8 protein-coding genes and 3 pseudogenes are annotated in these 14,708 nt (G+C 56.6%); 3 read left to right on the forward strand and 8 right to left on the reverse strand.

Annotation, left to right across the window (positions count from 1 at the left end; all coding sequences use genetic code 11):
* Positions 1 to 33: 33 nt before the first annotated feature.
* Together MUO32_RS17525 and MUO32_RS17530 are read left to right on the forward strand one after the other, a co-directional pair.
* Positions 34 to 408 (forward strand): annotated as a pseudogene (locus tag MUO32_RS17525) (transposase); the annotation flags it as partial.
* A gap of 70 nt (positions 409 to 478) precedes the next feature.
* Positions 479 to 1,162, forward strand: coding sequence for a transposase (locus MUO32_RS17530; RefSeq protein WP_257949671.1), 684 nt, complete (start codon positions 479 to 481; stop codon positions 1,160 to 1,162).
* Positions 1,163 to 1,338: 176 nt separating this feature from the next.
* Here MUO32_RS17530 and MUO32_RS17535 read toward each other — a convergent pair whose 3' ends face one another.
* From MUO32_RS17535 to MUO32_RS17560, 6 genes and pseudogenes are all read right to left on the reverse strand, one after another.
* A complete protein-coding gene (locus tag MUO32_RS17535) occupies positions 1,339 to 2,514 on the reverse strand; it encodes an AGE family epimerase/isomerase (protein WP_257949672.1) in 1,176 nt (391 codons plus the stop codon).
* Positions 2,511 to 3,947 (reverse strand): D-glycero-beta-D-manno-heptose-7-phosphate kinase, encoded by a 1,437-nt coding sequence (rfaE1, locus tag MUO32_RS17540; protein WP_257949673.1) that lies wholly within the window; start codon positions 3,945 to 3,947, stop codon positions 2,511 to 2,513. Before rfaE1 ends, MUO32_RS17535 begins: the two co-directional genes overlap by 4 nt.
* Positions 3,947 to 4,501: an HAD family hydrolase gene (locus MUO32_RS17545; RefSeq protein ID WP_257949674.1), complete on the reverse strand. Its 555-nt coding sequence runs from the start codon at positions 4,499 to 4,501 to the stop codon at positions 3,947 to 3,949. The genes rfaE1 and MUO32_RS17545 overlap by 1 nt, the downstream gene beginning before the upstream one ends.
* Positions 4,491 to 5,480 carry an ADP-glyceromanno-heptose 6-epimerase gene (gene rfaD / locus MUO32_RS17550; protein ID WP_257949968.1) on the reverse strand — a complete coding sequence of 330 codons (990 nt, stop codon included), beginning with the start codon at positions 5,478 to 5,480 and terminating at the stop codon, positions 4,491 to 4,493. The genes MUO32_RS17545 and rfaD overlap by 11 nt, the downstream gene beginning before the upstream one ends.
* A 751-nt stretch (positions 5,481 to 6,231) precedes the next feature.
* Entirely contained in the window at positions 6,232 to 11,220 is a 4,989-nt protein-coding gene (locus MUO32_RS17555) for a tetratricopeptide repeat protein (RefSeq protein WP_257949675.1), read from the reverse strand.
* 390 nt (positions 11,221 to 11,610) lie between these two features.
* Positions 11,611 to 11,970: pseudogene (locus MUO32_RS17560) on the reverse strand (transposase); the annotation flags it as partial.
* A gap of 168 nt (positions 11,971 to 12,138) precedes the next feature.
* Here MUO32_RS17560 and MUO32_RS17565 point away from each other — a divergent pair.
* Positions 12,139 to 14,034: a GSCFA domain-containing protein gene (locus MUO32_RS17565; protein ID WP_257949676.1), complete on the forward strand. Its 1,896-nt coding sequence runs from the start codon at positions 12,139 to 12,141 to the stop codon at positions 14,032 to 14,034.
* A 22-nt stretch (positions 14,035 to 14,056) separates the two neighbouring features.
* Here MUO32_RS17565 and MUO32_RS17570 read toward each other — a convergent pair.
* Together MUO32_RS17570 and MUO32_RS17575 are read right to left on the reverse strand one after the other, a co-directional pair.
* Positions 14,057 to 14,416, reverse strand: a pseudogene (locus tag MUO32_RS17570) (transposase); the annotation flags it as partial.
* Complete coding sequence (locus MUO32_RS17575) at positions 14,379 to 14,525, reverse strand: hypothetical protein (protein ID WP_257949981.1); 147 nt, start codon at positions 14,523 to 14,525, stop codon at positions 14,379 to 14,381. The pseudogene MUO32_RS17570 and the gene MUO32_RS17575, both read right to left, overlap by 38 nt.
* Positions 14,526 to 14,708: the final 183 nt, after the last annotated feature.

Raw genomic sequence — 14,708 nt, forward strand, 5'->3', positions numbered from 1 at the left:
CGGGAATCAGCGAGCGCTTTTATTGATGAGCTTCTGTCATGGGCGGAGCGCAAGACGGGCTGGATGCTGGCGGAAGAGGCTGGCCTTGATCGGCCCTATCGGTTGCAGTCACTTCTGGGGCGCTCATCCTGGTCGGCGGATGCGCTGTGTGATCGGGTTCGCCGGCATGTGATCGATGCGCTTGGTGAAGCCGATGGCGTGCTTGTGGTGGACGAGGCCGGTTTTGTGAAGGAGGGGGAGCATTCCGTCGGCGTAGCGCGGCAATACTCCGACACGGCCGGATGGGTGGAGAGCTGCCAGGTGGGTGTCTTTGCGGCCTACGCCAGCCGCCTCGGCCATACCCTCATCGACCGGCGGCTCTTTCTGCCCAAAGGATGTGCGGAGTGCCAAGCCCGGCGAGCGAAAGCCTGTGTGCCGGCGGATGTGGCTCTCGCCACCAAGCCAGCGCTGGCGCGTGAGATGGTCTCGTGCCTTCTCGATGAAGGCACTTCCCTGTGCTTTCGTGCTGGCGGACGCCCTCTATGGGCCGGGTTCCCAGTTCAGACGCATGCTGGAGAAGCGGGGGCAGGTTTATGTGCTGGCGATCCGGTCCAACCATGTCTTGCGGTTTCTGGAAGAGTGGCGGTTCGTACAAACCGATCCGGCAACACTTGTTGGCGATCTTGAAGCGCAGGCCTGGCAGCCGCTGTCGGCCGGCGAAGGCGCAAAGGGACCGCACCTCTACGGCTGGGTACGCCTGCCTCTCAACTGGGAAACCGAAGACAGTTTCGCGCGCTGGCTACTGGTGCGCCGTAGCCTGCGCGATCCCGACGCCGTCGCCTCTTACTTTGCCTACAGGCCAGCCGAAACCACGCTGGCGGAACTGGCCGCCGCTGCCGGACTGAGATGGACGATCGAGGAATGCTGCCTGCGCGCCAAAGACGATCTCGGTCTCGATCATTGCGAAGCGCGATATGAGCCTGGTCATGGCTGCGCCTGCAAGGAATGCAGAACGAAAGAAGTCCAGCCGTTCAAGTCGCAGCCGCATGATGCCGAAATCCTGGTAGCCCTACACGACGCTGGAAATCCCGTATCTGTTCCGCCCGGCTTATGCCGCGCCACGATCTTGTCGATCGCTTCATTATACAGTGGCCCCGATGGTGCCGGCAACGCCAGTTTCTAAGCGGCCAGCGCACACAGGAAAATGCGCAGTAATATGCAACTGTAGTAACTGGGTGCCTCATGCCATAGGAATGCATCTGCGAAGTCTGGACAAAGAGAGACAGAAAGGCTCGAGCCAATCCGTCAAATCCCGGAACTGAACAGCGAGCTTCAGGCCTGCCATGTGCAACGAAGCAGTCAGCGGTTGGGGCTGGTATCGTAGCACGCGGCGGAATCAAAAATCGCGCCTGAAATGTGATAGAGAGTGCTCGCGGGCATCAGCGATACTGTCGGCTGGTCATGCTCATCGAGGCGGTCATACCATCCGCCGCCCAGATTTTCAGGGCAGTGCCGCAGCCGAAGGCGACGCATGAGCCTAACAAGAAACGCGTTGTCGTCAAACCATCCGCCGCCGCGTTCGTGACTCAACACCCTCAGAGCTTCCGTCTGAGGCCATACTCGGCTCCCGGTGGAGCAAGCACTCCCATCCTCCAGGACAAGATCGCTCACCTTACCCTGCAGGCGATCGGTTCCATTCTCCCAAGCGAACTTCAGCATCGGCCCCTTCTCCTGAGCGGGTGCTGTACCGCTTAGGCGCGCATATTCTGTCAAAAGCCATGCCCATTCGAACTGATGTCCAGGCTCAACGACATTGCGCCCGGTTTCGGCGGTCGGCTGCCACTGCGCATTGAAATCCTCCAGAACCACGCCGTAGCAGCTGATGAGTCGCTTGCGCATAAGGGCGACAAGATACGACGCACGATCGAGATCGGCTTGATCCCTGGAAAAAGAAAACAAAGCCAAAACGGCTTCGAGAAGGTGCATATGTGGGTTTTGTTGGCGCAGATCCACAGCCGATCCCGCCTCACTCACATAGCCGTCGTCACCCGCCGCGAAAATCCTATCAATGACCGACAATGTCTCGGCTGCGATATCACGGTAGCGCTGCGCACCACTTAGGCCGTACATCCATGCGCAGGCATAGACGACAAATGCGTGGGCGTAGAGATCGCGTTTCGGGTCGCTGACCGCTCCCAGAGGCGTAAGCGAAAAGACCCATCCGTCCGCACCATCGACCCGGTAGTAGCGACGAAGCATGTTATCGAAGGCGTCGCTGGCGATCGCGCCGCCTCCGGGAAAGGCCCCGCTTAAATCCGCCCGGGCAAAGGTGGCGATCTGCCGAGCTTGCACCATTACTCTATAGTTCAGAGGCGCCTTAATGTGGCCGGGAAATGGAAGCGCCTCCTCAAACCGGCGGCTGACGGCATCGTATCCTTCGTTTGCCCACAACGGTAACAACCTTTCACGCAACCAAGCGTGCAAAAGGGCAAACTCCTCGTTGGTGTCGGTGGCCTTCAACGACACGCTCGTCATGGTGCCTTCCCCATGGAGGCCCGAACGATGAGCTTGCTGGATGATTGTCCCTCAATCAATGGAACAAGCACGACACGACCGCCTGCGGCCTTGACGAGATCGCCGCCCACAACCTCGTCCTCGCGATAGTCCGCGCCCTTCACGACCACTGTCGGCCTGATCTTCTGGATGAGCTGTAGCGGCGTTTCTTCATCGAAAAGAATCACCAAATCGACAAATCGCAACGCGCCGAGTACCCGAGCCCGGTTGTCTTCGGTTTGCACAGGCCTAGTCGGTCCTTTGAGGCTCGATACCGACCGATCGGTGTTCAAGCCGACAACCAGCCGCGTGCCTTCCTTTGCCGCCGATTCGAGAATGTGGATATGGCCGGGATGGATGATGTCGAAGCAGCCATTGGTGAAAACAATGTCATCACCGCCTAGACGCCATCGATCGACAATCAGCTTCGCTGTCGCGACATCGACGCAGGATCCAGCATGTATGTGGATATTGTCGTCTGCGCTTGCGGCAGCAATCTCCTCGCTGGTGACGACAGCGGTGCCAAGCTTGGAAACCGCTATTCCTGCAGCAAGATTGGCAATCCGCGAAGCCGTTTCGAGGTCTTGTCCACTCGAAAGAGCAAGGGACAGTGCCGCGAGGCAGGTATCGCCCGCGCCAGAGACATCGGCGACTTCCTTCACATGCGTGTGGATGTGAACAGGGGGCGCGTCCGGGCGGATCAGCGTCATACCGGCTTCGGCGCGCGTCACGAGGAAGGCGGAAGAAAATCGTTCGGTGACCAATTCCGCCGCCAGTTCGATCTCGCGATCGCTGGAGCACGGACGGCCAACCGCCTTCTCGAACTCATGGCGGTTCGGCTTGATGACGTCGGCGCCTCCATAGATATCAAGCTGTGGCCGTTTCGGATCTACGATCGTCTTCACACCTCTCGACTGTGCTTCGGCGATCAATCGACGGATCACCCGATCAGTCAGCAGGCCCTTGGCATAGTCCGACAGTACGAGGACGCGTACTCTGGAAAGGGCGTCGATTGCAGCGGAAAGCAGAAGAGTTTCTGTGGCCTCTGAAATCGCGTGCGTTTCCTCATCGTCGATGCGTACAATCTGCTGCTGACCAACAACAACCCGCGTTTTGGTCGTCGTCGCCCGCTCGGCATCGGTGATGAGCAAATCTGTCGCCACGCCATACCGCTTTAAAATATCGCCGAGCTGCTCGGCCGACTCGTCCGATCCGACCGTACCGAGGAGAAGCGGTGTACCCCCCATGGCTGCAATGTTGGCGGCAACATTGGCCGCACCGCCCGCCACTGCCCGGCGGTTACGCTTCCTCAGCACCGGGACTGGTGCCTCAGGTGAAATCCGGTCGACGGAACCTTCAATATATTCGTCGAGCATAAGGTCGCCGACGACGAGGATTGGCATCGTATTAAGCATTATGAAACAGCCCGCACAGCATGAGGAGTGTTCAAGGATCCGCTCGCGATCAACGTTTCAACAAAATCTAGAAGCGAAGTCTCCGGATCGAACAGGAAACCTGCCACCTTGGCAGCGTTGGCAGCCTCGATATCGGTGTCCTTGTCGCCGATCAGAAACGAAGCCTCGCGGTCGATAGCGAAATCGGACATGGCACGCAGCAGCATACCGGGCTTCGGCTTCCGATCGGGGTGATCACACCGGAATGCTTCCACGACGCCTTCCGGGTGATACGGGCAGTGATAGATCGCGTCCAGCCGCGCCCCGAAGGAGCCGAGCCTCTCTGACATGACCGCATGAAACGCTTCGAGCTCATCGATCCCAAAATACCCACGCGCAACGCCCGACTGGTTGGTAACGACGATAACCCGATAGCCAAGCTCGTTCAGCTTGCGGATCGCCTGTGGTGCGCCGTCCACGAATACCAAATCGTCGGAACGATAGACATAACCGAAATCCCGGATAATGACCCCATCGCGATCGAGAAACGCCGTAGGCTTCGCACTATTGCTCATCATAGAGGTCCCTGGTCTCGGTCATTGCGGCGACATATGCACCGACGCCAGCTTCAAGCGACATGAACTCGCCGTTGAAGCCGTGCCGCCGGAGCTTCGACATGTCGGCCTGCGTATAATACTGGTAACGATCGCGGATATGCACCGGCATGTCGTTGTAAACGATCTTCACCTCGGCGCCTGCCGCAGAGAATGTTGCCTCTGCAAGCTCGCGAAATGATCGCGCCACACCAGTTCCCACATTGAAAATGCCGCTTACCGAAGGCATGCGCAGCAGCCAGAGAACAACAGCAACACAATCGTCCACGTGGATGAAGTCGCGCAACTGCCCGCCGTCAGCATAGTCGGCACGATGCGACTTGAAGAGTGAAACCGTCTCACCGCGCTGGACCACCGGGAACATCTTGTTGACGACCGAGCGCATGTCATTCTTGTGCGCCTCATGGGGGCCGTAGACGTTAAAGAAGCGCAAACCCGCCCATTGCGGCGGATGCGGGCGTCCCTCACGAACATCACTTACAAAGCGCCGGTCGACGGCGAGCTTGCTCCAGCCATAGGGATTGAGGGGACGCAAACCGAGTAGGTCTTGCATATCCTCGCTATCCACAAAGCCGAGATTGCCGTCACCATATGTGGCAGCGGAAGAGGCGTATATGAATGGAATCTGTCTGGCCGTTGCGAAGGACCAGAGATCGATGCTGAGCCGGATATTGCGTTCGACGATGAGGTCCACGTCACGTTCGGTGGTTGCGGAGATCGCACCCATGTGGATGATCGCCGCAACGTGATCGCCATTCTCCGCCAACCAGATCGGAAGCCGATCCGGATTGATGATGTCGTGGAAAACGACATCCTGAAGGTTCTTCCACTTTTCATGCAGGCCCAGCCAGTCGGAGATCACCACCGAGTAGCCCGCGTTGACTAGCGCCCGCGCAATATTCGAGCCGATAAAACCCGCCCCGCCGGTGACCAGGGCAATAGGCTTGTTTTCCATGAATATTTCTCCCGCAGGCCAAAATTAAGGTACACGTTTCTAATATCTCCCATGTATTTTCAAGGGGAAATTTTCCCCCCACATGCCGATGCTTATTGGAGGGGCGCTGCAGCGAACGCTGAGAGGCGCACGTGTGCTGCAAATATGCTGATCCGACAGCGGATAAGATGGGAATGGGTCAAGCGGTCGGAGACTTCACCTTTCGGGGATGGATTTCATGAGAGCCTAGAGATTTGACACCTACGTCCAGCCCTCCCGTTGAGAGCTCGAAAATAATCGGAAGTCGGTGTTCAGCTCATCGTCCGCAGACCGCGCCTTTTATGGGTTGCCGTGCAATCTTGACCGACCGTCCATCTTCGCGACGGAGACGGGATGCTCAGACCAAGCTTGCGCTGGTCGTTCAATCGGGCACGTCTGAGTTTCTGCCTGCGGCATTGCCCGCCTTCCCCCCCCTGGAGCATTGTTCTACGCCGAAGCGGAATCATTCCCCCATCGAATAACGCATTAAAAACGAAACAATAGGGTATTTCCGGTGAGCTGGAGCTCGTCGGAAATACTCCAGAAACGAGCCCGTGGAATCATCCCGACACGCTGCCAGCCATGTGAAATCACCATCAAGGTGCCACTTCATCTCAAGATCAACAGATCAATTTCGGGACGCGCGCTGGAAATCATGCACACTGCGAGTGGCCACGGTCGTATTCGACGTCTGGCCACGACATGCCGGCGGTTGACATCAAGCCTGGTATCTATTGGGCTCGAAGCCATCCGAGTCATCATCATCGGCACGGAGATCGGCTTTGACGGCTTCGTAGACCTCTTCCAGCGAGATTTCAGCAATACAGGTGCATTGTTCCAGTTTGGTGGCGTCGAACTGGCAAGGCGAGCAGTCCTTCTGAATCTTCACGACGCGGCTGGTTGCTTTCAGCGGCCCATTCTTGACGACCGATGTTGGCGCAAAAATCGTCGTCAACGGCACCTCGAGCGCATCGGCGATGTGCATCAGCCCGCTGTCGTTGGCCACGAAATAGCCGCAAGACGCGATATTGCGCGCCGTCGTTTCCAGATCCGTCGCCGTCCAGTTCGTAGTGCCCTCGACATATTCGTCGGCGCTGCCGAAGGAGCAGACCTCAAAACCGTCACTTTGCAAACGCGCAACCAGTTCTTCGAAGTAGGGCCAGCGCTTGGCCATCCACACACCGGTCTTGCAACCCGCGTGGACGCCAATTCGGCGCTTCTCTCCCTGCATCGTAAGATTACCGAAGAAGTACTTCGCGGCATCCTCGGTTGTGTAAGGAACGCCGAGAAGTTCCTTGGCGCACATCAGATAGAATTCGGATTCATGCATGTTGCGTGTCATGTTAAAGGGGAAGCGCCGTCTCGCGACAAGCAACTTGTCGGTGTTGAAATGCGGGATCAGAGCTCCGAAGCAATCGAGCAAAAGAATCGCGTCATAATGCGCTACGGATGCGTAGCTGTCCGCCGGCATCACCGATCCGACCCATTCGGAGCCTTCGAAGATGCTCTCACAGCCAGGAAAATCCTGCCGAAGGATGATGTCGACCGGTGCGCCAAAATACTCCGCGACCCGCCGAATGACCGGCGTGCACTGAATAATATTGCCGATACCGGAGCCGACGCCAATTGCGATGCGCTTCAATGAGGTGCGCACCAATCGGTCAATTCTCGTTTTCTGCTCTGCATAGGGATAGAGGTCTGAGTTCTTCAGCGCCATCCGCGAGCGATTGTGCCAATAGGCATCATCCGAGAACAGCCGGTCAATTTCTTCGACCCAGCGATCCGTCTCTTCCGGCAGATGGATGCCGGAGGCCTCCAACAGGATCGGCACGTTGCCGCGGTCGCTCCCGATAACGGGAATACCATGGCGCTGCGCTTCGATGACGACGCGCGAGAACGTCTCAATGAAGGAATAGCTCGGAACCAGCACGACGCGTGAATTCCGGTAAAGGGTTGCCGTGTCATCCGTGAAGTCGATCACGGACACGTTGTTCAAACCTAGCTCGCTAATCTGACTCTCAACCCGTTCGGCAGAAACCTGTGACGCAACGATCTTGAAGGGGACATCGGGTAGGCGGGTGGCGGCTTGGAGCGCGATATTGAGCCCCTTGTCAGGTCGCCCGTTCATCAGCAGGACGTATTCACCAGGCTGGCTGATGTTGTCGTTTCCGGCGGCATCGAAGGGCAGCGAATAGACGATCGGCTGCGACATGCCGAAATGAGTACGGATCGCGTCGCGTGTATAGACCGAGTTGGCATAGGCCTGATCGACACGCGCGCACAGCAACCCGAATTCTCCGCGAATACGGCCGTTTATGTCGATGTTCTCGAAGGATCCATTACCATGGAACATATCACGCCAGAAATGCGTGCCGTAGATGAGGCGAGATTGAAGTCCGTTCAGCGCACCGATCATCTCATAACCGATGCCGGTCGTGGCGTGAACGATTGCCGGGTTTCGGTGCAACGCCAATTCGCGGAAGTTTGAAACGTTGCGGCGCAGATTGATAAATGGGATACCATCAACCTCACCTTCCTGCAGATGATCATCCGTCTTCTCTAAGAGCCCGACAATCACCGGCTTGAAACCGAGCGAGCGATAGACCGGCACCATACTGCGGAGAAACTGCTCGACACCGCCAAAAAGCTTGATGCCAGACGACGATATCAGCCAAGCCTCCTTACCCTGCCCGATATCGCCCGGTGATAGCGGCTGGGGCAGGTCCTGGCGGTCAAGATACCGAACCCTTAGACTTGTCAAGCTACGCGAGATCAGTTCGTCGTAGGTTTGCGGATGGAATGCGTCAATACAGCTTTCAAGGCATTCGCGCTGCCAGCAGCAGAGATCGAATTGATCGGTCGTTGTGATGATTCCAACACCGATGCCGGCACCCTTGAGGAGGTCGTCACATTTTTCCAGCCCATCCGGAGATTTGGCGATAACGACATCCTTCGCGGCGCCTGCGAGCACTTGCTGTTTCCAGTCGCCATCTCCGTGAAGCTGGATGATGTTCGGCACGCTCTCAAGCACCGCAGCATCGACGCTGCCGCAAACAATCACCTTCGCGAATTTAAGGGCTACAGTTTTGACCAAGGCAAACTGATCGACAGCTATCGGCGCAAGAATGCAAAGATCGAATTCGCGGGTTCTTGTCGGCATCGCATTACCGAGTCTGATCAGCGACAACTGGCTCTGGATGCGGGTATTTTCCGGATCCAGAGCATAAGCCGCCTCGCAAGTAACGAGGGCTTTTTCGAGATTACCCATCTCGTAGTTGATTCTAGAATCGAGGAGATAAGCCCGAGCCATTGTCTTGCTCTGCTCCAGCGCCTTTTCCGTATAAAAAAGAGCGTCTTGCAGATCTCCCGCGATCAACCTCAAATCGGCGAGATCAAGCATGGTGGCTACACGCAGGGGATTGATCTCAAGGGCTTTCCTGAAGAAGGCCTCGGCTTCCGAAAACATCGCCAAGGCTCGCATGGATTCGGCCGCAAAATGATAAGCGTCGCGGTTTTCCGGATCCAGCTGAATTACACGTTGGCTGGCGGCCAGCGCAAGCTCGGGGCGTTTTGTCTTTCGGTAGATCTTGGCGACACGCAGATGAGTACCCGCGTCATCCGGCTGCTCGGCAAGCACCGCCAAATTGTATTGCAACGCCTCTTCGTGAAGCTTTGCCTCTTCATAGGCAAGCGACTTCACCTCGTTAATCGAAATCTCCTGCTGACGTGCAAGCTCCTCGAAGATCGGCTCGACATCGTCAAGACGGTTGAGCGCTACCATCAAGGTTGCTCTCAGTCGCATTTCGCGAAGCTGGCCAGCCGGCCCGCGATCAAGAAATGCGAGAGCTTCTTCGGCATGGCCCCGCTGCCACAGCATCTGCGAGGCCTCAAGGGCTGCCGATGCCATAGCAGGATCGATATCAAGCGATCTACCGAAGGCGGACAAAGCGCTCTCGATTTCGTTGAGTTTGCGGAGGTTCCTACCAATCTCAAAATGCAGTTTCGCTGCACCTGCTCCGGCACTTTCGGAATCGGCCAAAGTGCCGAGTACCTTCAGCGAATCCTGAAACTGCTTGCTACTGTGCAGGATGCGACCGTAGTCGAGAACAATGTCGAGATCGTCGGGCGCAAGGCTGAATGCCTCGGCCAAGGCCGCTATCGCGGCCGTCGGATCGGTCGACTTCAGCGCGATGCCGCGCTCGCGCAGAATACGCGCCTTGTGCGACGCGACGGTGTGCGGCGGAGCTTCGGCTTCAACGCTGGCAAGCAGGTCCCAGGCTTCGTCGAACCGCTTTTCCCGCCGCAGGATCTTGACAGCCTCGAAAGCCGCCGGGGTGCTGGCGGCATCTAACGCCGCCGACTTGCGGAAAGCTGCAACCGCATTCTCGGCGCGCCCGAGCTTGTGGAGGTTTTTGCCAATCTCGAAATGCAGTTTCGCTGCACCTGCTCCGGTGCTTTCGGAATCGGCCAAAGTGCCGAGTACCTTCAGCGAATCCTGAAACTGCTTGCTGCTGTGCAGGATGCGACCGTAGTCGAGAACAATGTCGAGATCGTCGGGCGCAATGCTGAATGCCTCGGCCAAGGCCGCTATCGCGGCCGTCGGATCGGTCGACTTCAGCGCGATGCCGCGCTCGCGCAGAATACGCGCCTTGTGCGACGCGACGGTGTGCGGCGGAGCTTCGGCTTCAACGCTGGCAAGCAGGTCCCAGGCTTCGTCGAACCGCTTTTCCCGCCGCAGGATCTTGACAGCCTCGAAAGCCGCCGGGGTGCTGGCAGCATCGAACGCCGCCGACTTGCGGAAAGCTGCAACCGCATCCTCGGCGCGCCCGAGCTTCTGGAAGTTCCTGCCGATTTCATTATGGAGCTTTGCAGACGTCCGCTTCTTCGACTTTACTTTGGACGCGGGGAGAAGCACATCAAGAGCCGCCTGATATTGCCTAGCCTCATAAAGGATGAGCCCATAGTCCAGTGCAATCCACGAATCCCGAGGCGCCAGTTCATAGGCTTCCATTAAAGCCGAACGTGCCCCCTTTCTGTTGCTCGCTTTCATGAGCTTGGCCCGATGGCGCAGTACCCGCGCCCGCTGAAGGGACAAGACGTCGGGCGCCAGATGCTCGCCGTAACGATCCAGCACCTTTAGAGCATCTTTAATCTTGCCTCCGGTCGCAAAGGTTTCCACGAGGTCGACTATAGCGAAGATTCCGCTAGGGTGAACGTCGATGGCCTCGCGGAAATCGGCAATAGCCTTGTCATCCTGCTTCAGGGCGCGAAAGCTCATGCCACGCTCGTATCTAAGCTGGGCCAGTTTTTCCTTGGCAAATTCGACGCTGTCGGGCGGCGACAGAACCGATATCGATTGAGAGATGCTCTGACCTGACCTTAGGGCCCGACCATAGCCGAGACGGATCTGGGCACTGTTCGGATTTAGTTCGAACGCCCGCTCGTATGAAGCGAGAGCATCCTTCTTGAAGCCTTTGTCGTGCTGTCCGGCAGCAATCTTGGCATAGAGTGAGGCTGATTCACTCGCATCGCGATCAAGCTTGTCGAGCGCTGACAAGGCACTCGTATATTCCCCACGCCTGATTCGCGCCCTGACCTTTGAGACCGCATCATCGTTCTTGCTGGGGGGGCTGCCAAGCAACCCAGCTACCGTAACATAAAATTTTGATTTTTGGCGCACGCCGAAAAACAGCAGCGTTCTGAGCATGATGTTCTTCTCAGAGCGATTCTTATTGCGCTTAATCACAAACTTGTCTCCCCGGTAGGGCTTGCAGAAAGCGGATGTCCTTTTGGCATCATCCCCAAAAAGTTCCGAACAGGCCAGGCTCGATCACGGCCACAGCCGGATCGGATGCGTGAACCTCGCCTTGCGAGGGCTCATCAATACGAATTTACCTTTCATATGTCTGCCAAGACTTATCAAGCTCAAAGTGTATTTTCAGGCAGCCGCAGCCCTTGGAATTAAACCCATCTCCTAAGCCCGATGGAGAAATTCGCCAACCCAATTGCAAGGCCCTGTTTATTAGATACGGTTCGATGCTCTTTACCTCCGACCTTTGGAGTGCGGTGCAGTTACCCCTCAGTTCGCATGCCACGGTGTGCGGTCGATCATTTCTTTCCGTCCCGGCAATCCCGCCTTGCCGAGCCAACCGGACAAAAAAATCGTTCTCCAGTGTCAGTTCACCGAACTTGGCGCAAACGCAGTTTGTCGCCGGGCGTGAAGCATTTTCACATCGACCGCTGGTGTCACCGGTTCTGCCTTGGTCTCATCGCCGAAGACGCCCCCTCAGGGAGTTTTTCTTTCCATTGCTTGATCTGATTCGCATGCACTTCAAACTGCTGGGACAATTCCACCAGCGTCTGCTCGCCCCTGATCGCGGCAAGTGCTACTTTCGCCTTGAAAGCCTGTGTGGTTCCGGCGCGGTCCTCCCGTCATGCTCTCTCCTGTTTCCGGCATTCCAGTCAAAGTCAGGCGGAAATCCCACTTATCCTAGCTGTTCCAGTTTCCCGAGCTACCTTTGGGGGCGAAGTCATGGGCTTGTCCTCAATTGACTCTTTAGTAGACTGATGAGCACTAGGCGGCAGCTTGGAACACTTGCCGCGGCGATCGCGAATTGGGGGAATCATGAAAGTTGCAGTACTTGGGAATTGCCAGTCACATACGTTCGCGCGCTGCGCGGACCTCCTGGTGAGGGACACGCGATTCGATGCAAAAGAAATCCAGTCAAGCGATCAAAACGTCTCCGAAATTCTCCTCGGGTACAAAACCGCGTTCGTTCAACCCCAGTTAGTCAAAGACATCGACCCATCTCTCACGAAGAAAATTCGCATCATCCCTTTTCCAAGAATTTCCTTCGGAGGATTGCATCCTGACAACATGTACATGGACTATGATGGCGCCCGCTCATACTCTCCCACCGGACCGTACCATAGTGCCATTGCGCTTGCATGTTGGTATCATGGTGTCAGCCGAGAAACGGCCAAATCTCTTTACACTAACAAGACATTCGAGGCGCTTCGCTTTCCTCGCTTCTACGAGCATGCGAAGAAGGTTCTGATCGCAGAGGGCGCAGCGTGCGGCATCGACATCGAGCCGCTGTTCGCGAAGTGGCTCAATTCCGAACTGTTCATGTTGACACTCAACCACCCGACACTTCAACCCATGTTCGATGTAGCCAAGATACTCGTGAGCAAAGCGGGATTTGATGTCCTCGATGCCGGACTCTACCCAGAACATCACCTTCTGAAATTCCCGATTATGCCCGTTTATCCGGACATCGCTCATCGTTTTGGGCATACGGGATCGTTCTACTTCAAGAGGGATGACCGGCGCCCCGGCGGGGCTGGTGTGTTCGACCTAGGTTCCTTCGTCGACGCGTCTTATGACATCTATGACGGTATGGATCGCAGCAAGATGGCATTGGGTGTGATTTTGCGTGAGCCCTATCTGTCATACTTCTCTACGATCAAGGATAAGCCGTCCGCTACTCCGAAATCACGCAGAAAGCATCCCTACGTAGACCTGCCCGATTACAATCGCTGGAAGCAGAGTATCGCGAATGTCAAGCCGGAAGATGTCGATCCGGTCGTCAGTGGCCAGTTCAAACTAACGAAAGACGACAAGGTTGCGACAGCAGGCTCTTGCTTTGCACAGCACTTGGCGAAGGCGCTGCAGCGGAGTGGCCTGCAATACTATGTCCCCGAAACTGGCGACCCAGCTCACGGCTACGGCACGTATTCGGCTCGCTATGGCAACGTCTACACCACGGCGCAGCTCAATCAGCTGATCGACCGGGCCTATGGGCGGTTCACGCCGGTCGATGTGGCGTGGCAGAAGGATGAGACTATCTTCGTTGATCCGTTCCGCCCGGAAATGCCACTGGAAGATAGTTCATCAGTCGAGGCTCTTGTAGCATCGAGGGAAAAGTTGTTTGGCTTCGTCCGCACGATGATCGAGACCATGGACTATTTTGTGTTCACTCTAGGCCTTACTGAAGCATGGCGCTCTAAAGCCGACGGCGCAGTGTTCCCTCTGGCTCCTGGCGTTGCCGCTGGAGAAATGGACTTCGACAAATACGAGTTCGTTAACTTTACAGCCGAGGAGGTGACGCGCGATCTGCTCGAAGCAATCTCGAAAATCCGAGCGATAAATCCTCGGGTCAAATTCATTCTGACGGTTTCGCCGGTTCCCCTCGCTGCGACCTATGAGTCGCGGCATGTGCTCGTCTCAACAACCTACAGCAAGTCGGTGCTTCGGATAGCAGCGGAAGCGGCGACGAAAGCTGTTCATGACGTGTTCTATTTCCCCTCCTATGAGATAATCACAGGCAACTTCAACCGCGGCGCATACTACGAGGACGATCTGCGAGAGGTCAAAATGACTGGCGTTGATCATGTCATGCGCCTTTTCCTGCGCCATTGCACTAACGTCTCCGAAAAAAACGATGAGCTCGATGAGGCGACATTGGCGGCGATAGAGGAAAACAATGACATCCTTTGCGCAGAGGACATGCTAATCTGACTGACCTTGCCCGCAAGTTTGATCCAGTTTTGAGTTCGCTCCAGCGGTTTTGGGTTGCGGTATTCGGGGGGGTAGCGGTGGGTTGCGGTGCGGAGCCATTCCGGCTGCGCAGCACCGCATCACGTCGCGGGTTGATTGTCTGAGCGAACTCGGCAGGTGTCAGCCAGCCAAGTCCAGAGTGTGGTCTATGATCATTGTAATCGCTGCGCCAGTTTGAAAGCGCCGATCGAGCATGGGGCAGTGACGAGAAGAGCGTTTCATTCAAGAACTCGTCGCGCAGCCGACCATTGAAGCTTTCGATGAAGGCGTTCTGGATTGGCTTACCAGGCGCACTGTAATGCCAATCAATATTGACCCGATCCGTCCATTGCAGGATCGCGTTCGGCCGCCAGCGCGGCAAGGATGCGGTCAAGGACACCAAGACGGCTCCAGCAGATGAAGCGGTTGTAGAGCGTCTTATGCGGCCGGTAGTCCTTCGGCGTATCCCCCACTGCAAGCCATGCTTGGTGACGTAAATGATGGCGCTGATCACCCGACGATCGCCCACCCGTGGAACGCCATACGCCAAAGGGAAATACGGTTCGATCCGCGCAATTTGGCGCGCGCTCAACAAAAACAAATCGCGCAATCTGTCCTCCTGTCGGAAGACAGGAATCACATCTCAAACCAAATTT

The organism is Shinella sp. CPCC 101442, from assembly GCF_024704725.1.
Classification (GTDB): Bacteria; Pseudomonadota; Alphaproteobacteria; order Rhizobiales; family Rhizobiaceae; genus Shinella.